The sequence below is a fragment of the Novosphingobium aureum genome (assembly GCF_015865035.1).
Lineage (GTDB): Bacteria > Pseudomonadota > Alphaproteobacteria > Sphingomonadales > Sphingomonadaceae > Novosphingobium > Novosphingobium aureum.
Genome location: NZ_JADZGI010000001.1, coordinates 1,701,305 through 1,719,041 on the forward strand (window position 1 = coordinate 1,701,305; position 17,737 = coordinate 1,719,041).

The 17,737-nt window shown below is 66.2% G+C and carries 19 protein-coding genes; 10 read left to right on the forward strand and 9 right to left on the reverse strand.

What is annotated here, in order from left to right:
* Nucleotides 1–4: 4 nt before the first annotated feature.
* Nucleotides 5–1,039, forward strand: coding sequence for an alpha/beta fold hydrolase (locus I5E68_RS08020; RefSeq protein ID WP_228726883.1), 1,035 nt, complete (start codon nt 5–7; stop codon nt 1,037–1,039).
* Between the two features lie 34 nt (nt 1,040–1,073).
* On the opposite strand, the gene I5E68_RS08025 is transcribed toward I5E68_RS08020, so the two are convergent.
* The 3 genes from I5E68_RS08025 to radC all read right to left on the reverse strand — a co-directional run bounded on the left by I5E68_RS08025 (nt 1,074) and on the right by radC (nt 4,530).
* Nucleotides 1,074–2,870, reverse strand: coding sequence for an SLC13 family permease (locus tag I5E68_RS08025; protein ID WP_197162732.1), 1,797 nt, complete (start codon nt 2,868–2,870; stop codon nt 1,074–1,076).
* A 159-nt stretch (nt 2,871–3,029) separates the two neighbouring features.
* Nucleotides 3,030–3,752 (reverse strand): NRDE family protein, encoded by a 723-nt coding sequence (locus I5E68_RS08030; protein ID WP_197162734.1) that lies wholly within the window; start codon nt 3,750–3,752, stop codon nt 3,030–3,032.
* Nucleotides 3,753–3,771: 19 nt separating this feature from the next.
* Nucleotides 3,772–4,530, reverse strand: a complete 759-nt coding sequence (radC, locus tag I5E68_RS08035; RefSeq protein WP_197162736.1) for a RadC family protein — start codon at nt 4,528–4,530, stop codon at nt 3,772–3,774.
* A 52-nt stretch (nt 4,531–4,582) separates the two neighbouring features.
* Here radC and I5E68_RS08040 point away from each other — a divergent pair, with 52 nt between their 5' ends.
* From I5E68_RS08040 to I5E68_RS08080, 9 genes are all read left to right on the forward strand, one after another.
* Nucleotides 4,583–7,816 carry an intermembrane phospholipid transport YdbH family protein gene (locus tag I5E68_RS08040; RefSeq protein WP_197162738.1) on the forward strand — a complete coding sequence of 1,078 codons (3,234 nt, stop codon included), beginning with the start codon at nt 4,583–4,585 and terminating at the stop codon, nt 7,814–7,816.
* Nucleotides 7,816–8,088, forward strand: coding sequence for a YnbE family lipoprotein (locus I5E68_RS20115; protein WP_228726884.1), 273 nt, complete (start codon nt 7,816–7,818; stop codon nt 8,086–8,088). The genes I5E68_RS08040 and I5E68_RS20115 overlap by 1 nt, the downstream gene beginning before the upstream one ends.
* The gene (locus I5E68_RS08050; protein ID WP_197162740.1) at nt 8,088–8,477 is read left to right on the forward strand and encodes a YdbL family probable chaperone protein; all 390 of its coding nucleotides are present in this window, start codon (nt 8,088–8,090) and stop codon (nt 8,475–8,477) included. Before I5E68_RS20115 ends, I5E68_RS08050 begins: the two co-directional genes overlap by 1 nt.
* A gap of 324 nt (nt 8,478–8,801) precedes the next feature.
* Complete coding sequence (locus I5E68_RS08055) at nt 8,802–9,122, forward strand: AtpZ/AtpI family protein (protein WP_197162742.1); 321 nt, start codon at nt 8,802–8,804, stop codon at nt 9,120–9,122.
* Between the two features lie 71 nt (nt 9,123–9,193).
* Nucleotides 9,194–9,979, forward strand: coding sequence for a F0F1 ATP synthase subunit A (locus I5E68_RS08060; protein WP_197162744.1), 786 nt, complete (start codon nt 9,194–9,196; stop codon nt 9,977–9,979).
* A gap of 45 nt (nt 9,980–10,024) precedes the next feature.
* Nucleotides 10,025–10,249, forward strand: a complete 225-nt coding sequence (locus I5E68_RS08065; RefSeq protein ID WP_008833283.1) for a F0F1 ATP synthase subunit C — start codon at nt 10,025–10,027, stop codon at nt 10,247–10,249.
* Between the two features lie 103 nt (nt 10,250–10,352).
* Entirely contained in the window at nt 10,353–10,847 is a 495-nt protein-coding gene (locus tag I5E68_RS08070; protein ID WP_197162747.1) for a F0F1 ATP synthase subunit B, read from the forward strand.
* Nucleotides 10,840–11,421 carry a F0F1 ATP synthase subunit B family protein gene (locus tag I5E68_RS08075; RefSeq protein ID WP_197162749.1) on the forward strand — a complete coding sequence of 194 codons (582 nt, stop codon included), beginning with the start codon at nt 10,840–10,842 and terminating at the stop codon, nt 11,419–11,421. The genes I5E68_RS08070 and I5E68_RS08075 overlap by 8 nt, the downstream gene beginning before the upstream one ends.
* A 172-nt stretch (nt 11,422–11,593) precedes the next feature.
* Nucleotides 11,594–11,782: a hypothetical protein gene (locus tag I5E68_RS08080; protein ID WP_197162751.1), complete on the forward strand. Its 189-nt coding sequence runs from the start codon at nt 11,594–11,596 to the stop codon at nt 11,780–11,782.
* Between the two features lie 71 nt (nt 11,783–11,853).
* On the opposite strand, the gene gloB is transcribed toward I5E68_RS08080, so the two are convergent.
* The 6 genes from gloB to aroA form a co-directional block, all read right to left on the reverse strand.
* Nucleotides 11,854–12,627: a hydroxyacylglutathione hydrolase gene (gloB, locus tag I5E68_RS08085; RefSeq protein ID WP_197162753.1), complete on the reverse strand. Its 774-nt coding sequence runs from the start codon at nt 12,625–12,627 to the stop codon at nt 11,854–11,856.
* 112 nt (nt 12,628–12,739) lie between these two features.
* Nucleotides 12,740–13,162: a hypothetical protein gene (locus I5E68_RS08090; protein WP_197162756.1), complete on the reverse strand. Its 423-nt coding sequence runs from the start codon at nt 13,160–13,162 to the stop codon at nt 12,740–12,742.
* Between the two features lie 100 nt (nt 13,163–13,262).
* A complete protein-coding gene (gene rpsA, locus I5E68_RS08095) occupies nt 13,263–14,969 on the reverse strand; it encodes a 30S ribosomal protein S1 (protein ID WP_197162758.1) in 1,707 nt (568 codons plus the stop codon).
* Between the two features lie 276 nt (nt 14,970–15,245).
* Nucleotides 15,246–15,869: a (d)CMP kinase gene (locus tag I5E68_RS08100; RefSeq protein ID WP_197162760.1), complete on the reverse strand. Its 624-nt coding sequence runs from the start codon at nt 15,867–15,869 to the stop codon at nt 15,246–15,248.
* Nucleotides 15,870–15,901: 32 nt separating this feature from the next.
* Nucleotides 15,902–16,162, reverse strand: coding sequence for a CBU_0592 family membrane protein (locus I5E68_RS08105; RefSeq protein ID WP_197162762.1), 261 nt, complete (start codon nt 16,160–16,162; stop codon nt 15,902–15,904).
* 24 nt (nt 16,163–16,186) lie between these two features.
* Nucleotides 16,187–17,536, reverse strand: coding sequence for a 3-phosphoshikimate 1-carboxyvinyltransferase (gene aroA / locus I5E68_RS08110; RefSeq protein ID WP_197164675.1), 1,350 nt, complete (start codon nt 17,534–17,536; stop codon nt 16,187–16,189).
* Between the last annotated feature and the right edge of the window lie 201 nt (nt 17,537–17,737).

Here is a 17,737-nt window from a genome sequence, read left to right on the forward strand (position 1 = left end):
GCCCTTGTTCCCAGTCCGTTACCTGCTCAAGGCAGGCCTCGCCGCAGCCAGCCTGTCGCTTTCCGGTGTTGCGCTGCCGGCATTCGCGCAGGAAAGCGTCACCCCGCTCGGAAGTGACCTTGAGGATTTCGTCTATCCCTGGCCCGTCCGGCACATGCCGCTCACGGTGGGGGCGCAAGCTGCACAGATGGCCTACATGGACGTCTCGCCCGAGCATCCCAACGGGCAAAGTGTGGTCCTGCTTCACGGCAAGAACTTCTGCGGCGCGACCTGGGAAAGCACGGCGCGTGCGCTGCTCGGCGCGGGCTACCGCGTGGTCATTCCCGACCAGCTCGGCTTCTGCAAGTCGTCCAAGCCGCGCGAGGCGCAGTACAGCTTCGCGATGATGGCCGATGCGACGCATCGCCTGCTCGAAGGCGCGGGCGTCGAGAAGCCCATCGTGCTTGCACATTCGACCGGGGGCATGCTTGCCTTGCGCTATGCGCTGATGTTCCCTGACGACACCGCGCGGCTGGTGCTGATCGATCCTCTCGGTCTCGTCGACCGCATGGAGGAGGGCGTGCCCTATGTCCCGCTCGACAAGCTGCTCGAGACCGAACGCGGCAAGACGCGCGAGAGCATCAAGCGCTATCAGCTCAACACCTACTACCATGGCAACTGGCGGCCCGAGTACGACCGCTGGGTCGACATGCTCGCCGGGCAATATGCGACGAGCGATGACGACGCGGTGGAACTGGCTCAGGCCAAGACTGCCGAGATGATCCTGACCCAGCCGGTCTCGCACGAATTCGGCTCTCTGCAGGTGCCGGTCACGCTGATGATCGGTCGGCTCGACACGACCACCTTCGGCAAGGGACAGGCACCCGAGGCGGTCAAGGCCAGGCTGAGGCCGATTCCCGAGGTCGCGCAGGAAGCGGCGGCCCGGATGCCCTCGGCGCGGATCGTGTGGTTCGAAGGGCGCGGGCATTCGCCCCAGGTCGAGGCGCCTGCCGAGTTCGAACCGCGCCTGCTCGAGGTGCTGGAGAAGCCGGCCCCCTGACGGGCGCACCGGCTTCCCGACACCGGGCTTGTCCTCAGAAGGGCCAGACCAGCGGGATCACGATCAGCGTGGTCACCGCCACCAGTGCGGTGAGCGGGAAGCCGTACTTGTAGAAGTCGGTGAACTTGTAGCCGCCCGCCGAATAGACCAGCGTGTTGGTCTGGTAGCCGATCGGCGTCAGGAAGCTGGCCGACGCCGCGAACATGACGGCGACGACGAAGGGGCGCGGGTCGACGTGGAGTGCCTGCGCGAGGCTGATGCCGATGGGCGTCACCACCACCGCGACCGCATTGTTGGTGACCAGCTCGGTGAGGACGAGGCTGAGGAAATAGATCGCGCATAGCGCCACGATCGGACCCATCGTGCCCAGCCATGGCTTCGCCAGCGCGACGATCGATTCGACCAGGCCGGTATTTTCCAGCGCGGTCCCGATTGTCAGCATCGCGACGATCAGCGCGATGATCTGCCAGTCGACCGAGCGGAATGCCTCTTCTGGCTCGACGCAGCGCATCGCCAGAACCACTGCGACGCCCATCACTGCGAGGCCCGCCAGCGGCATCAGGTCGAGGGCGGCCGCTGCGATGATGCCCAGCATCGTGCCGACCGCGATCCACGCCTTGTTGCGGCGATAGCCCCGGGTCGTGGGTTCGGCGATGTTGACGAGTTGCTGGTCCTCGACGAGGCGCTGCAGGTCGTCGGGCGCACCCTCGATCAGCAATGTGTCGCCGACCTGCAGCGGAACGCGTTCGAAGCGCTCCTGCAGGTTGGTGCCCTTGCGGTGCAGCGCGATCGGGTAGACGCCGTAGCGGCGGCGCAGGCGCAGTTCGAACAGGGTGTGTCCGATGATCTCGGCCCCCGGGGCGAGCAGCGTCTCGACCATGATCGAACCGCGCGTCGAAAGCTGGACGAGGTGCGGGTCGCTCGCCGAGCTGGCGGTGAGGGTATGACGGCCCGCTTCCTTGAGCGTCATCAGGTCGCTCGCGGACGTACGCAGAACGAGGATATCGCCTTCCTCGAGGACATAGTCGTCGAGGTTGCGGCGCAAGGAGCGGTCACCACGCAGCACGTCGACAAGGCGCCGTTCGGGGCGCGAGAGCAGGTCGATATGCTCGGGATGCTCGCCGATGTAGGGCGAGCCGGGCTCGATGAAGATCGAGACGACGAAGCGCTTGTTGTCGCTGGCCGCACTGACTCCCGCGACGGTATGGCGCTCTGGCAGCATGCGATGGCTGATGCCGAGCCAGGCGACGCCGACGACCGCCACGATCACGCCGACCGGGGCGATCTCGAACAGCGAGAACGGCTCGAGCCCGGCCTTGCGCGCGACGCCGTCGACGAGGATGTTGGTCGATGTGCCCAGCAGCGAGACCGTTCCGCCCAGCACGGCGGCGAAGGAGATCGGCATCAGGATGCGCGAGGGCGCGATGTCGAGTTCCTTGGCGATGGTCATGCCGACAGGGATCATCATCATCACCAGCGGGGTATTGTTGGTGAAGGCCGACATCGTAGCGATCACCGCCAGGAACAGGCAGATCGAGACCGTCGGACGGGTCTTGCCAAGGCCCGTGATGCGCGTTGCGATCACGTCGAGCGCGCCCGTGCGCACCATCGCCGAGGAGACGATGAACATGCAGGCAATAGTCAGCGGTGCCGGATTGCCCATTGCGTCGAGCACGTCGTCGGTCGCGACAATGCCGAGCATGAGCAGGACGGCCACGAGCACCATGGCGACGACTTCGGGGGCGGCCAGTTCGAAGGCGAAGGCCGCGAAAAGAAGCAGAAGAAGGCAGCCCATGATGGCCGGATGGGCCATGTTCACGCCGAAAGTCATCGGTCCCCCTGGTATCGTGCCGGGCAGGTTGGCGCGGCGTGTTGGTTAGCGGCTTAGTCCGTCACGCTGCAAGCACAAAGCAAGTTATTCTACCAAATCGCTTGAGTAATGTTTTGCACTTGTCTCGCGACAGCCACTCCCGGCTGACAGCTCCTGAGCCTAGCGCCACTCGAAGCGGAATTCACGCCATTGGCTTTCCTCGCCCTGCGGCGAAAAGCTGCGCTCGACGATCCGTCCATGACCATTGCGGTCGACCATGACCAGGCTCGAACAGCGCGTGCCGTAGGTTTCGTCCTCGATGAACACGGGGGCAAGATGCGCCTCTGGACCGGCAATGCCGACCGCTGCCGGCGGCGCGCTTGCGTCGCGCAGGCTGGCGAAGAGGGCGCTTTCATCCTGGCACTTGCCGGCGATGAAACGCGCAAGCGCGATCTCGACGCGCCGGGTCTTGGGCCAGGGCACGTCGAAGCCGCCATTGGACAGGCCATGGATCCCGGGCTCGAGCGGCTCGTGCCGCACGGGGTGGTTTCCGAGGTAGAAGGCCTGGGCGAGATCGCAGTGGATGAGGTTGAACGGGTTCATCGCCTCGATCTCCTCGGGTGCACGCCCGGCAAGCAGGTCGGTGACCAGCCTGCCGCGGCTCGGGCGGCCCGGCTGGCTGCCTTCGGGCACGCGAAAATTGGTGACGAGCGCGAAGCGGCCGTTCTCGCTCACGCCAAGCCAGGTGCCGCCTCCGACGAGGTCGCGACCCGCGATCATCGGCTCGGCCTCTTCCCATCGCGCGAGCGGGGCGCTGGCGCGCGCGTGGAATTCGTCCCGGTTTCCGGCGACGACCAGCGGCCAGTCGCGATCGGCATGCCAGGCCACGGCGGCTACGCACATCGTCAGTACCCGCGCATGTTCAGATGAGGCCCCGGGCGCGCAGCGAGACATGGCCCTCGCGCGCGATCACGACGTGATCGTGCACGGTGACGCCGAGCAGGCGCCCGGCTTCCGCGATGCGGTTGGTGATCTCGATGTCGGCACGGCTGGGTTCGGGTGAACCCGAAGGGTGGTTGTGGACCATGATCAACGCGCTCGCACCCAGGTCGAGTGCCCGGCGAATCACTTCGCGCGGGTGAACGGCGGCCTCGTCGATCGAACCTTCGCCGACAAGATCGTCGAGGATCAGCATGTTCTTGGTATTGAGATAGAGTACGCGCACGCGTTCGACGGTGAGGTGCGCCATATCGATCGTGAGATAGTCGATCAGCGCCTGCCACGAGCTGATTACCGGTCTCTCGCCGATGCGCTGGCTGGCAAGTCGGGTCGCGGCGACAGTGACGATGGTGAGCGCTGCGGCGCTGGCTTCGCCCATGCCGGGGTGGGCGGCAAGCGTGCGCGGATCGGCCTGCAGCACTCCGGCGAGCGAGCCGAAGCGCTGGATCAGGCTGCGCGCCAGCGGTTTCATGTCGCGCCGGGGAACGGCCTGCATGAGCAGGAGTTCAATCACCTCGTGATCGGCCAGAGCATCCCGACCGCCGGTAAGAAGGCGCTTGCGCAGGCGTGCGCGATGGCCGCTCGGGTCATTGCCGCAGGCCTCGCCGCCGCGCGTCTCGCGCGGGCCTTTTTCGGCCCCGGTTACGGGCCGTTCATCGAAGAGCGGGCTGTCCTCAGGCATTGTGCTGACAACAATTGCCTTTCCGGCACGCACAGCGCAAGTGATGGAGCGAATGGCGCTCGATAACGATCTTGATAACGGCCGGAGCGATGACGGCGAACCGGTGTCCGGCGATTCGGGTGCGGCGGACGATGCGCAGCGGCCCTCGGGCGGGCGCAGGCGCCGCCGCCGCGCGGCATTGCTTGGCGGCGGGGTCGTGCTTGTCGCGCTCGCGGGCGCATGGGCCTTGCGCGAGAACATCGCCGACAACGTCATCGCCGGGCAGCTGGACAAGCTGGGCCTTCCCGCCACTTACGAGATCGTGCGTATCTCGCCGGATGAGCAGGTCGTGCGCAATGTCGTCATCGGCGATCCCGCGCGGCCCGATGCGACCATCGAGGAACTGCACGTCGTCACCCGCCTCACATGGGGCTGGCCCGGGATCGGGCGCATCACGCTCGTCCATCCGCGCCTCTACGGGACGGTGCGTGGCGGCAAGGCCAGCTTCGGCAGCCTCGACAAGGTCCTGTTCGACGATAGCTCGGACAAGCCCGCAGAATTGCCCGACCTCGACGTCAAGGTGGTCGACGGGCGTGCACTGATCCTGAGCGATGCCGGGCGCATCGGGGTAAGCCTCGAGGGCGCTGGCGCCTTGCGCGGCGGTTTCGAGGGCGAGGTCGCGGCGATAGCGCCGCGCCTCGATCTCGCCGGATGCAGCGCCACGCGCGCGAGTCTTTATGGCAAGGTCAGCGTGGCTGCCGCGCGTCCGCGCCTCGAAGGGCCGCTGCGACTGGCCTCGCTTGCCTGTCCCGAAAACGACGTTGCTCTCGGCAAGACGGAACTGAAGCTCGACCTGCGCGCCGACGACACGCTGAACGGCGGCGAGGGGATCATCGGTCTCGACGTGGCTGCACCCCGGTTCGCGCAGGGCAGGGCGGGCAATCTCACCGGGACCGCGAACGTTACCTGGCGCGATGAGGCGCTCAATGCCCGTTACGATCTGGCCGCGAGCCGTTTCGTTGCCGACGAGGTACGCGTCGCCGACCTCGCCTTCTCGGGCCGGGCGCGTTCGACCAGAGGCCTTTCGCGGCTCGAGGTCGAAGGTGACCTCAAGGCCGATGCGATCACGCCGGGCAGGGGACTCGACACCGCGCTCGCGAGCGCCGGACGATCCGCCCAAGGAACGCTGGCGGCCGCGCTGATCGACAAGGTGCGCGTCAATCTTGCGCGCGAGATGCGCGGCAGCAGGCTCGATGCCAACCTCGTCGTGCGGCGCGGCGACGAGGGTGCTAGCCTCGTCGTCCCGCGCGGCACCCTGCGCGGGCGGAGCGGCATTGCGCTCGTCAATCTCTCGCGCCTGCAGGTCATGCTCGGGCAGGGCGACGAGGCGCCGCGCGTCAGCGGCAATTTCACCACGGGCGGCCGCGGCCTGCCAAGGCTCTCGGGCCGCATGGAAGCGCAGCGCGGCGGGCGCATGGCGATGCACTTGCGCATGCCCGAATACGCGGCTGGCGAGGATCGTCTCGAACTGCCCGAGCTGACACTCGTCCAGCAGGGCGACGGCGCCTTGCAGTTCAGCGGCAAGGCGCGGCTGAGCGGCGCGGTGCCGGGTGGCACGACGCGCGATCTCTCGCTCCCCCTCGAGGGGCGCTGGGCGGCGAACGGCGATCTCGCCTTATGGCCCCGCTGCACGCAGGTCTCCTTCGCCTCGCTCGAGCTGGCCGGGCTCACGCTCCAGCGCCAGCAGCTTCCGGTGTGCCCGGCGACGGGCAGCGCCATCGTGCGTTCGAACGGGCAGGGTGTGCAGATCGCGGCGGGCGTTCCCGCCCTCGATCTCGCCGGCACGCTTGGCGACACGCCGGTGCGCATCAAGAGCGGCGCGGTCGGGCTCGCCATGCCCGGTGTGCTTACCGCGCGCGATGTCGATGTCAGCCTCGGGCCGGTCGAGACGCCGTCGCGTTTCGCCATCGACACCATCGATGCGCGGATCGGCGAAGATATCGCCGGGACTTTCTCCGAAGCCGACGTCGCGCTCGCCAGCGTGCCGCTCGACATGCATCAGGCCGCGGGCAACTGGCGCTATGCCGACGGCGTGCTCTCGCTCGACGATGCCAGCTTTACGCTCGTCGACCGCCAGCAGGTGCCGCGCTTCCAGCCGCTTGTCTCGCGCGGGGCGAAGTTGCGGCTGGAAGACGGGGTGATCACCGCCAACACGCTGCTGCGCGAACCGGGCTCGGACCGCGCGGTGGTGCGCGCCGCCATCACACATCGCCTGAACGATGCCTCCGGCCATGCCGATCTCACCGTCGATGACCTGCATTTCGACGAAGGCATGCGCGCCGAATCGGTTTCGCGGCTGGTGCTGGGCATGGTCTCCGATCTCAAGGGCGACATCGCGGGCAAGGGTCGGATCGACTGGAACGCGAAGGGCGTGACCAGTACCGGCCGCTTTTCGAGCGACGGTCTCGACTTCGCCGCGCCCTTCGGCCCGGTCAAGGGCATGAGCGGGGAGGTCGTGTTCACCGACCTGCTCGGCATGGTCACCGCGCCCGATCAGCGGGTGAAGCTGGCCTCGATCAATCCGGGCATCGAGGTCACCGACGGCGAACTCTCGTTCGAGCTGCGCAAGAACCTGCTGCTCGCGATCAACGGCGCGCGCTGGCCTTTCATGGAGGGTACGCTCACGCTCGAGCCGGGCACGATGACCGTCGGCGCGAGCGAGACACGGCGCTATACCCTGACCGTGCGCGGCCTCGATGCGGCCAGCTTCGTGCGCCATCTCGAGGTCTCGAACATCAGCGCCTCGGGCGTGTTCGACGGCGAGCTGCCGCTGGTCTTCGACGAGAACGGCGGGCGCATCGAGGGTGGCTATCTCACCTCGCGCGAGCCGGGCGGCAATGTCGCCTATGTCGGCGCGCTGAGCTACGAGGACCTCTCGGCGATGGGCAATTTCGCCTTCGATGCGCTCAAGTCGGTCGACTACAAGCGCATGGACATCGGGCTCGAAGGCTCGATCTCGGGCGAGATCGTCACCCGCATCAGCTTCGACGGGCTCAGCCAGGGCACCGGGGCCTCGCGCAACTTCCTGACCAAGCAGGTCGCCAAGCTGCCGATCCGCTTCATCGTCAACATCAAGGCGCCGTTCTTCTCCCTCTTCGGGTCGATGCGCTCGCTCTACGATCCCAGCTTCGTCGCCGATCCGCGCACGCTCGGGCTTGTGGATCGGCAGGGCAAGGCTATCGAGGGGGGCGGCGCGACGCCCGCCTACATTTCCATTCAGCCTCCAGTCAGTGAGAATGAACAATGATGCCGCATATAGCGTCGGGCCTCGATCGGCCTGCACACGATCCGGGGGTAGCCAGCCTGAACGAACGATTCGGACGCGGCTCTGCTCCGCTCGGACTGCGTGCCTGCGCGGCGATGGTGGCGCTGGTCCCTTGCCTGGGGGGCTGCGTCAACGTCACCGCGCCCGACAAGCCGATCGTGATCGAGCTCAACATCAATATCAGGCAGGAAGTGATCTATCGTCTCGACGCGGATGCGGCGAACACGATCGAAGCGAACCCGGAGATTTTCTGATGAACAAGTCGGTAGTGAAAGGTCTGGTCATCGCCGGCGCCGCCGGCCTCACCCTCGGTTTTGCGGGCGCGGCCATCGCGCAGCGCGATCCCGCTTACGCCGCTGCGCGCTCTGCCGGCCAGATCGGCGAGCAGCGTGACGGTTATCTCGGCGTCGTCGGCAGCCAGTCGGCGGACGTGCGCGCAATGGTGCGCGACATCAACAACAAGCGCCGAGCGCTCTACACCTCCAAGGCAGCGAGCCTCAATTCGACGATCGACGAATATGCCTTCACCACCGGCTGCCGCCTGATCCTCGAGACTTCTCCCGGCGAGAAGTACCAGGGCCTCGACGGCAGCTGGAAGACCCGCGGCTCGGGTGCGCCCGAGCGCGATCCCAAGTGTCCGTGATCGCAAGGCGGATTCTGTTGTATTTGCGCACCCGGCCATAAGTATTAGGTCCGGGTGCGCTGCAGCTGCGAGGGCCTGCCCGCGAGCGTGTCCCAAGTGACGCCAAACCCCTTCAATTCCCTGAATTCCGCGCCTGCACAGTGATGCCGGGCGCGAGATCCGCCCGAAATCTGGCTGACACTGCCATGACGATGTATGAGACCCGATGTGCAGGGTGTGGCCTGCCACGGTTGACTCGGGAAAAGCCCCACCCTAAGGGGTCGGCGCCCAAGGCGGAGGGCTGTCGAACGCGTCAACGTTCCTGCAAGAGAGGAGCCGGCTGACATGAACGATGAGCCCGAAGCCCGAGGCCCGGTTGGCGAGGATGCCCGCATCCGCGCGCTCGACGAAAGGCTCGATGCCCTTCGCAAGCGTGAGGAAGTACGCAACAAGCCGACAGCAGGGGCGGAAACCGACGAGAACTATCGTATGGGGAACCGTGTCCTGTCCGAATTGCTCGGGGGGCTCGCAGGTGGTTTGTTTCTCGGGTGGTTGATCGATCACTTCGCAGGAACTAGTCCCTGGGGTCTGTTGGTGATGATGTTCTTCGGGATATTCGTCGCCTTCAGGAACATAATCCGGATTTCGAACCGGCGCCCGGACTGATCCTGCCCCTGTTTTTCTGAGAGGGGGATCGGAAAAAGGCGCTGTCGTTCCAATGCGACAGGGATACTTGCGTGGCAGCCGAAGCGAAAGTCGACCCGATGCACCAGTTCACCATCGAGCCGCTGTTCGGCTCGCAGGGGTGGAGCATCGGCGGGTATAATATCGCTTTCACCAACAGTGCACTGTGGATGGCGATCGCCACCATAGCACTGCTCGTCTTCGTGGCCGGCGGCGCCAAGCGCGCGCAGGTGCCCGGACGCTGGCAGATGGCGGTAGAGACCTTCACCGGCTTCATCGACGGCATGCTCGCGGCCAACGTCGGCCCCAACGGCAAGAAGTACGTTCCCTACATCTTCTCGCTGTTCATGTTCATCCTGTTCGCCAACGTGCTCGGCCTCATGCCGATCGGCGTTCTCGGGCTGCATGCCTTCACTTTCACCAGCCACTTCTCGGCTACCGGTGTGCTCGCGGTCCTCTCGTTCTCGATCGTGCTCATCGTCGGCTTCGCGAAGCACAAGCTGCACTTCTTCTCGCTGTTCGTACCGCACGGTACGCCGGTCGCGATGATCGTTCCGATCTTCTTCGTCGAACTGGTCTCGTTCCTGGTGCGCCCGTTCAGCCTCGGCCTGCGACTGTTCGTCGCTATGATGGCCGGCCACGTCCTGCTCGAGGTTCTCTCGAGCTTCGTGATCGACACCGGCAACGCCAACATCGGCCTGTTCGCCATCGCCGGTCTGCCCAGCTTCATCCTGATGGTCGGCATCTGCGCTCTCGAGCTGCTCGTCGCCGGCATCCAGGCTTACGTTTTCGCTCTTCTCACTTGCGTCTATCTCAACGACGCCGAGAATCTTCACTGATCCAAATCTACCGCCAATCCGGTATACCAAAGGGAGTTTTTTGAAATGGACGCAGAAGCTGCAAAGCTGCTCGGTGCTGGTTTCGCCGCTATCGGTGCAGGTCTCGCCTCGATCGGCGTGGGCAACGTCTTCGCCAAGTTCCTCGAAGGCGCGCTGCGCAACCCGGGTGCTGCCGACGCGCAGCAGGGCCGTCTCTTCATCGGCTTCGCCGGTGCCGAGCTTCTCGGTCTGCTTTCGTTCGTTATCGCTGCGCTGCTGATCTTCGCCTGATCACTTCGCACTGACTTTCGCGACCGGTCGTCCGAGCCCTTTGGTGGGACGACCGGATCCGCGGAAGCGGAATTTTCCGGCCACCTCGAGACAGGGCTGACAAATGCCTCAGATCGAACAGCTCGCCGCGACGTATTCCAGCCAGATCTTCTGGATCCTGGTGTTCTTCGGTTTCACCTTCTTCGTCATCGGACGTGGCATGGTGCCCGGGATCATGAATACCGTAGCGCAGCGCGACAAGCAGATTGCCGACGACCTTCTCGCCGCAGAGCGTGCCCGCAAGCAGGCAGACGCGGAAGAAGAGTCCTGGCGCACGCGTGAAAACGCGAACCGCGCCGAGGCCCAGGCCCTGATCGCGGATGCCCGCGCCAAGGCAGCCGTCGAAACCGAAGCCCGCCTTGCCACCGCGCAAGAGACCATCGACGCGCGCGTCGCCGAAGCGGAAGCCCGCATCGCCGAAGCCCGCCGTTCGGCCGCCGCGGAAATCGAGGACGTCGCCGCCGACGCCACCCGTGACATCATCGGCCGTGTTGCCGGGCTCTCGCTCGACGATGCCGCCGTGCGTGCCGCCGTGAAGGAGAACCTGGTCCATGGCTGACAACGCCACTGTCGAACAGGGCCTCGAGCACGAGGCCGCGACCCTCGCGGGCGCCACTGAAACCCACGAGTCCGTCGAGCATCACGCCGAGCCGCTGCTGCTGGGCTTTGCCCCGCCGGCTGCGGTCGTCAGCACCTCGATGATCGTGCTGCTGCTGATCGCGCTGTGGAAGGGCGTTCCCAAGGCCATCGGCCGCGGGCTCGACAGCCGCATCGCCGACATCAAGGCGCAGCTCGAGGAGGCCAAGGTCCTGCGTGCGGAGGCGGAAGCCCTGCGCAAGGAATATGCCGACAAGATCGCTAACGCCGAGAAGGACGCGGCGGCCATGGTCGAGCATGCCCGTCACGAGGCTTCGGCGATCGTCGCCAAGGCCGAGGCGGACACCGCCGACGTGATCGCCCGCCGCGAGCGTATGGCCCAGGACAAGATCGGCGCCGCCGAGCTTGCCGCGGTCAGCGAACTGCGCGCCCAAGCTGCCGCCGCTTCGGCTGCTGCCGCCCAAGGTCTGATCCGCGCCAACCATGGTGCCGAGGCCGATACGGTTCTCGTCAATCAGGCGATCGCCGGGATCTGATCCACGCCTGCTTCCGGCAAGGAAGCGGTGTGAAGCAAGAGGCCCCCGTCTTCGGACGGGGGCTTTTTTCGTGTGCGGTATTCGTGCGCACGAGCGATGCAGGGTTTCGCTTTTCGCGCTTCGAACTTCGGCATAGAAACGAAGGTACAAACATAAGCAGGAGAGTTGCCCGATGTTCGTCAAGCTGACCGGTACCGATCGCACGCCCACCGTGATCAATGCCTCGCAGGTGACCTTCATTTCCGAGGTCAATGCGGGCACCCGCATCCGCTTTGGCGAAGGGCGCTCGGTTACGGTCGTAGAACCGCTCGCCGAGGTGATGAACCGGCTCGACCATACCCAGTCGTTCCGCGAGACCTGACGAGAGGTCGCAGGTCTGGCGGCAGGGCCGGTTTCAAGGCTGGGCGCGCCTGACGCGCCCGTCCTCATGCCCTAGAATTCATCCTTGGCGGCGCGCAGCGCGGCAAAGGTCGCGACCGGATCGCCGATGCGGCCGCCCAGTTCCGACCAGCGCGCCTCGAGGTCGCAGTCGTCGGCGCGCAGGAAGGGATTGGTCTCGCACTCGCGCTCGAGCTTGGTCGGAACCGTGGGAAGACCGGCGGCGCGCATGCGGCGGATGTCCTCGCCATAGGCCTGCAGCGCCTCGTTGTCGGGATCGGCGTGGAGCGCGAAGCGCAGGTTGCTCTCGGTATATTCGTGCGCGCAGTAAAGCATCGTTCCGCCCGGCAGTGCGCGCAGCCGCTTGAGACTGGCCCAGAACTGCTCCGGCGTGCCTTCGAACATGCGCCCGCAACCCAGCGCGAACAGCGAATCGCCCACGAAGGCGATATGCGCACCGCCCAGATAATAGGCGCAATGGCCAAGCGTATGGCCGCCCACGTCGAGGACCTGCGCCCGCCGCTCGCCGATCATGACGGTATCGCCCTGCGCCACGGTGCGGTCGACGCCTTCGATCTTGCCGGCATCGCCCGCAGGCGCGGTGATCCTGCAACCGGTCGCGGCCTTGATCGCACCATTGCCGCCAGCGTGATCGGGGTGCCAGTGGGTGTTCCAGATCTGCGTGATCTGCCAGCCCTTGTGGCCAGCCTGCTTCAGGTATTCGCCCGCATCGGGCGTATCGATGCAGACCGTCTCGCCGCTCTCGCTGTCGTGCAGCAGGAAGCCGTAGTTGTCGCTCAGGCAAGGGAACTGGTGAACTTCGAGCATTGTCTCTCTCCTTGGGCGCCATTGTAGGCGCTCGGGCAAGGGCTAGGAAGTGGTTGAGGGTGGGCGGCAGGCGCGCTGGATTTGCGCACGCACGTGCTGTGGTCAGGTCTGGCTATCGAGTGCCCGGGTCGCCTTCGGACATTCTTCGCGCCGCAATCGCCAACTCGAGCGCAGACCCGACGCCGATGAGCGGCCATGAGAACATGGTTCTGATTGGCGCATCGCCGATGAACTGGTCCCATGCCCAAAAAGCAACGCAGCCCAGCGTTGCAAGAAGCAGCAGTTTGTAATGGGGCGGCAGGTGTCGGCGCGTCTTGTCGATGGGAACCGATCCCGGGCCGGTGCCGCCCATACATAGCGCCTGTGTGATGATGGTTGCGCCTACAGCTACGGCCACGACGTATCCGAGGGCTTGCGGCAGTTGAGGGAGCGCGAGCAACGAGGCTGCAAGGTTGAGAACGGCGTAGCCAACGAAGACAAGCGCGAGCGGGAAGCCGAAGGCGCCAAAGCTGCGAACTACCGATGCGCGGGTCATGCAGCGAGGCTAACCGGTTTCATTGCAAAGCAAAAGCCCGCCCGGATCGCTCCGGACGGGCTCTTGGTGATTTCAGCTTCGGTGAGGCTGAAGGGTCCGATTAACGGCCCTTCAGAGCTTCGCCGAGGATGTCGCCGAGCGAAGCGCCCGAGTCCGACGAACCGTATTGCTCCACTGCTTCCTTCTCTTCGGCCAGCTGGCGGGCCTTGACCGAGAAGTTGGGCTTCTTGGAGCGGTCGAAACCGGTGACCATGGCGTCGAGCTTCTGGCCGACCTGGAAGCGGTCGGGGCGCTGCTCGTCGCGGTCGCGGCCGAGGTCCGAACGCTTGATGAAGCCGGTGGCGCCATCTTCGCCAGCCTGGACTTCCAGGCCGCCGTCGCGGACTTCGAGAACGGTGACAGTGACGACTTCGCCGCGACGCAGCGAACCCGAGGCAGCGGCAACGCCGCCAGCGGCCGGAGCACCACGCTCAAGCTGCTTCATGCCGAGCGAGATGCGCTCCTTGTCGACGTCGACGTCGAGAACCACGGCCTGGACTTCCTCGCCCTTGCGGTGGAGAGCCAGTGCGTCCTCGCCCGAGATGCCCCATGCGATGTCCGACATGTGGACCATGCCGTCGACGTCGCCATCGAGGCCGATGAACAGGCCGAACTCGGTCGCGTTCTTGACTTCGCCTTCCACGGTCGAGCCGACCGGGTGCTTCTCGGCGAAGGCTTCCCAGGGGTTCTGCTGAGCCTGCTTGAGGCCGAGCGAGATACGACGCTTTTCGCTGTCGACCTCGAGAACCATGACTTCGACTTCCTGCGAGGTCGAGACGATCTTGCCGGGGTGGACGTTCTTCTTGGTCCAGGACATCTCCGAGACGTGAACCAGGCCTTCGATGCCCGGCTCCAGCTCCACGAAGGCGCCGTATTCGGTGATGTTGGTGACGGTGCCCGAGAGCTTCGCGCCGACCGGGTACTTGACCGCTGCGCCTTCCCAGGGATCGCTTTCCAGCTGCTTCATGCCGAGGCTGATGCGCTGGGTGTCCTGGTTGATGCGGATGATCTGGACGGTGACGGTGTCGCCGATGGCGATCACTTCGCTCGGGTGGTTGACGCGCTTGTAGCTCATGTCGGTGACATGGAGCAGGCCGTCGATGCCGCCGAGGTCAACGAACGCACCGTAGTCGGTGATGTTCTTGACGACGCCGTCGATAACCTGGCCTTCGCTCAGCTTGTCGATGAGCTCGCTGCGCTGCTCGGCGCGGGTCTCTTCGAGGACGGCGCGGCGCGACACGACGATGTTGCCACGGCGACGGTCCATCTTGAGGATCTGGAAGGGCTGGGGCACGTCCATCAGCGGGGTGACGTCGCGCACGGGGCGGATGTCGACCTGCGAGCCGGGGAGGAACGCCACAGCGCCGTCGAGGTCGACGGTGAAGCCGCCCTTGACGCGGCCGAAGATCACGCCTTCGACGCGCTTGCCTTCACCGAATTCGTTCTCGAGCTTGTCCCAGGCGGCTTCGCGGCGGGCGCGGTCGCGGCTGAGCATCGCTTCGCCGTCGGCGTTCTCGACGCGGTCGACGTAGACTTCGACTTCGTCGCCGACCTTGAGACCGTGCTCGTCTTCACCGCGCGCGAACTCGCGCAGCGGCACGCGGCCTTCGCTCTTGAGGCCTACGTCGATGACGGCCTTGTCGTTCTCGATTGCGGTGATCGTGCCCTTGACGACGCGGCCTTCGAAGCCGTCGTCAGCAACGCCACCGAGCTGCTCGTCGAGCATCGCCGCGAAATCGTCGCGGGTCGGATTGGCAGAAGTAGCCATTAAGAGGGTATCCTCAGTTCTATCGATTTTTCCGGCCAGGCGGTTTTTCCGCCGGTCTTTCACCGCCATCCGCACCATTGCATCGGCGGGCCAAAAGGGCCGAACTGCCACGCAGGCCGGATACCATGCGCAGCGTCCTCGACCTTGCGGGATTGCGCGGTCTCGGACCGGCGCGCCCTACGCGCGAACGCGGGGGATTGCAAGGAAAATGGCGCGCGCGAAAAAGGGGTAAGGCACGCCTGTGTGGTCGCTGCACCGCAAGGTCGGGCAGGGGGCTCAGGCGGCGGCGAAGGCGTCCACGGCAGCGATGGCGGCGGCAATGGCCTCCTCGCGGCGCAGCGCGGAGGTGTCGATCACCAGCGCACCCTCGGCGACCACCAGCGGGGCGTCCTTGCGGCTGCGGTCGCGCTCGTCGCGTGCGGCGAGATCGGCCGAGATGGCCTCGAGGGTGACCGCGCGGCCCTGCGCCGCCATTTCCTCGAAACGGCGCTGCGCACGCGCCTCGACCGAGGCGGTGACGAAGAGCTTGGCCTCGGCCTCGGGTGCGATCACGCTGGCGATGTCGCGCCCGTCGAGCACCGCGCCGCCCGGCTGCGTGACGAAGGCGCGCTGGCGTTCGTAGAGCGCCTCGCGCACCGGCGGGTGGATCGAGACGCGACTGGCATAGCCGCCGCTTTCCTCCGAGCGCAGTTCGGGATCGTCAAGCAGCGCCTCGGGAAAGGCGCAGGCGGCAAGCGCGTCCTCGGCCTTGTCGGGATCGCCTCCGGTGAGCGCGCACTGGCGTCCCACGGCGCGATAGAGCAGGCCGGTATCGAGATAGGGCAGCGAGAAATGGGCGGCGAGGGCGCGGGCGATGGTGCCCTTGCCCGAAGCGGTTGGTCCGTCGACGGCGATAATCATGGCGCGGAACTTGGGGGCGCCGGGCCCGCGCGTCAATTGCGCTGCGCGCGCAGCGCCTTCACCAGTCCCCAGATTGCTATCGCCGACCAGAACGCCTCGAGCAGGAGCGAGGCGGCGTTGAAGTGGACGGTGAGCGAGGCGGTGAGGAGCAGGGCGCCGACGAGGTTGGTGCCGTGCTGGACGTAGGCGTTCGGGCGCTCGGCCCAGGTGATGTAGGCATAGGCGAACAGGATGCAGGCCGTGCCCGCAAAGCCGATGACGTCGGCCAGCTGCGGGGAAATCCAGTGGTTCATGATCTGCGTCCCGTCCGCTCCGGATCAGCCTTGCGCGCTGTCTTGCGCGAGCGTGTCGAGCATCGTCTCGAAGACCGGGAAGCTGGTCGCGATGGGGCGCGTGTCGTCGATGAGGACGCCCTCGCGGCTCGCGATCCCGGCAATCGCCATCGACATCGCGATGCGGTGGTCGAGATGGGTCTCGATGGTGTCCTCGCCCGCGGTGCCGCGCAACGGCTCGCCGCCGGTGCCGGTGATGACGAGGCCGTCTTCGCGCTCCTCGATTCGCGCACCTGCGGCGATGAGCGCCTGCGCCATGACGGCAAGGCGATCCGATTCCTTGACGCGCAGTTCGTCGAGGCCGCTGGTGACGGTGACACCCTCGGCAAGCGCTGCGGCGACGAAGAGGGCGGGGAACTCGTCGATCATGCTCGGGGCGACTTGCGGGTCGACCTCGATGCCCTTGAGCGCGGAGTGGCGCACGTGCAGGTCCGCGACCGGCTCGCCGCCGACCTCGCGCTCGTTCAGCTTTTCGATCCGGCCGCCCATTGCGGTGAGCACCTCGACGATGCCGGCGCGGGTCGGGTTGAGGCCGACGTTCTCGATCACGACGTCGCTGCCCGGGGTGACGAGCGCCGCGACGAGGAAGAAGGCTGCCGAGGAGGGGTCGCCGGGAACGTCGATGACCTGCGGGCGCAGTTCGGCTTCGCCGCGGATCGTGATGACACGCGCGCCTTCGGCATCGGTCTCGACCGTCAGGTCGGCGCCAAAGCCGCGCAGCATGCGCTCGGAGTGGTCGCGGGTCGGGACCGGCTCGATCACGGTGGTTGTGCCCGGTGTATTGAGACCGGCGAGCAGGATCGCACTCTTGACCTGCGCCGAGGCGACCGGGAGGCGGTAGGTGATCGGCACGGCAGGGCTGGCACCGCGCACGATCAGCGGCAGAGTCTGGCTGGAATTGGCCCTATCGCTCGCCTCGAAGCTAGCGCCCATCTGCGAGAGCGGGGTGATCACCCGGCCCATCGGGCGCTTCGAGAGCGAGGCATCGCCCGTGAAGCTGGCGGTGATCGGGTGGCTCGAGACAAGGCCCATGAGCAGGCGCGTCGAGGTGCCCGAATTGCCCATCTCGAGCGGTGCCTCGGGCTGGAGCAGGGCGCCGACGCCCACGCCGTTGATGGTCCAGGCGCCTTCGCCGGTGCGCTCGACGTGCGCGCCCATCGCGCGCATCGCGGCAGCCGTTGCGAGCACGTCCTCGCCCTCGAGCAGGCCGGTTACTCTGGTTTCGCCCACCGCGAGTGCGCCGAGCATGATCGAGCGGTGGCTGATCGACTTGTCGCCCGGCACGCGGATGCGGCCCTTGAGCGGTCCGGCGGGAACGAAGCGGCGCGGGCGCATGGCGGCGGGATCGGAATGGGTCACGGGAAAGCGGTCTTTCACTGTAGACGCGGCGCTGGTAGGACGCCGGGGCATGGTCGAAAAGCGTGGCGGCTTTTGACAGCGCGGACAGGCTATGGCAAGGCGCGCGCCCTGATGCGGCCATGTCGCTTGATTTTGCGCGCAAGCCTCACCATCAATACACGGTTTTTCATGGTCCCG

Excerpts from the sequence above, each read along its gene's own strand:
- I5E68_RS08025 (WP_197162732.1), bottom strand. The coding sequence starts at position 2,870 with ATGACTTTCGGCGTGAACATGGCCCATCCGGCCATCATGGGCTGCCTT.
- I5E68_RS08030 (WP_197162734.1), bottom strand. The coding sequence starts at position 3,752 with ATGTGCGTAGCCGCCGTGGCCTGGCATGCCGATCGCGACTGGCCGCTG.
- radC (WP_197162736.1), bottom strand. The coding sequence starts at position 4,530 with ATGCCTGAGGACAGCCCGCTCTTCGATGAACGGCCCGTAACCGGGGCC.
- I5E68_RS08040 (WP_197162738.1), top strand. The coding sequence starts at position 4,583 with ATGGCGCTCGATAACGATCTTGATAACGGCCGGAGCGATGACGGCGAA.
- I5E68_RS20115 (WP_228726884.1), top strand. The coding sequence starts at position 7,816 with ATGCCGCATATAGCGTCGGGCCTCGATCGGCCTGCACACGATCCGGGG.
- I5E68_RS08050 (WP_197162740.1), top strand. The coding sequence starts at position 8,088 with ATGAACAAGTCGGTAGTGAAAGGTCTGGTCATCGCCGGCGCCGCCGGC.
- I5E68_RS08055 (WP_197162742.1), top strand. The coding sequence starts at position 8,802 with ATGAACGATGAGCCCGAAGCCCGAGGCCCGGTTGGCGAGGATGCCCGC.
- I5E68_RS08065 (WP_008833283.1), top strand. The coding sequence starts at position 10,025 with ATGGACGCAGAAGCTGCAAAGCTGCTCGGTGCTGGTTTCGCCGCTATC.
- I5E68_RS08070 (WP_197162747.1), top strand. The coding sequence starts at position 10,353 with ATGCCTCAGATCGAACAGCTCGCCGCGACGTATTCCAGCCAGATCTTC.
- I5E68_RS08075 (WP_197162749.1), top strand. The coding sequence starts at position 10,840 with ATGGCTGACAACGCCACTGTCGAACAGGGCCTCGAGCACGAGGCCGCG.
- I5E68_RS08080 (WP_197162751.1), top strand. The coding sequence starts at position 11,594 with ATGTTCGTCAAGCTGACCGGTACCGATCGCACGCCCACCGTGATCAAT.
- gloB (WP_197162753.1), bottom strand. The coding sequence starts at position 12,627 with ATGCTCGAAGTTCACCAGTTCCCTTGCCTGAGCGACAACTACGGCTTC.
- I5E68_RS08090 (WP_197162756.1), bottom strand. The coding sequence starts at position 13,162 with ATGACCCGCGCATCGGTAGTTCGCAGCTTTGGCGCCTTCGGCTTCCCG.
- rpsA (WP_197162758.1), bottom strand. The coding sequence starts at position 14,969 with ATGGCTACTTCTGCCAATCCGACCCGCGACGATTTCGCGGCGATGCTC.
- I5E68_RS08100 (WP_197162760.1), bottom strand. The coding sequence starts at position 15,869 with ATGATTATCGCCGTCGACGGACCAACCGCTTCGGGCAAGGGCACCATC.
- I5E68_RS08105 (WP_197162762.1), bottom strand. The coding sequence starts at position 16,162 with ATGAACCACTGGATTTCCCCGCAGCTGGCCGACGTCATCGGCTTTGCG.
- aroA (WP_197164675.1), bottom strand. The coding sequence starts at position 17,536 with ATGCGCCCGCGCCGCTTCGTTCCCGCCGGACCGCTCAAGGGCCGCATC.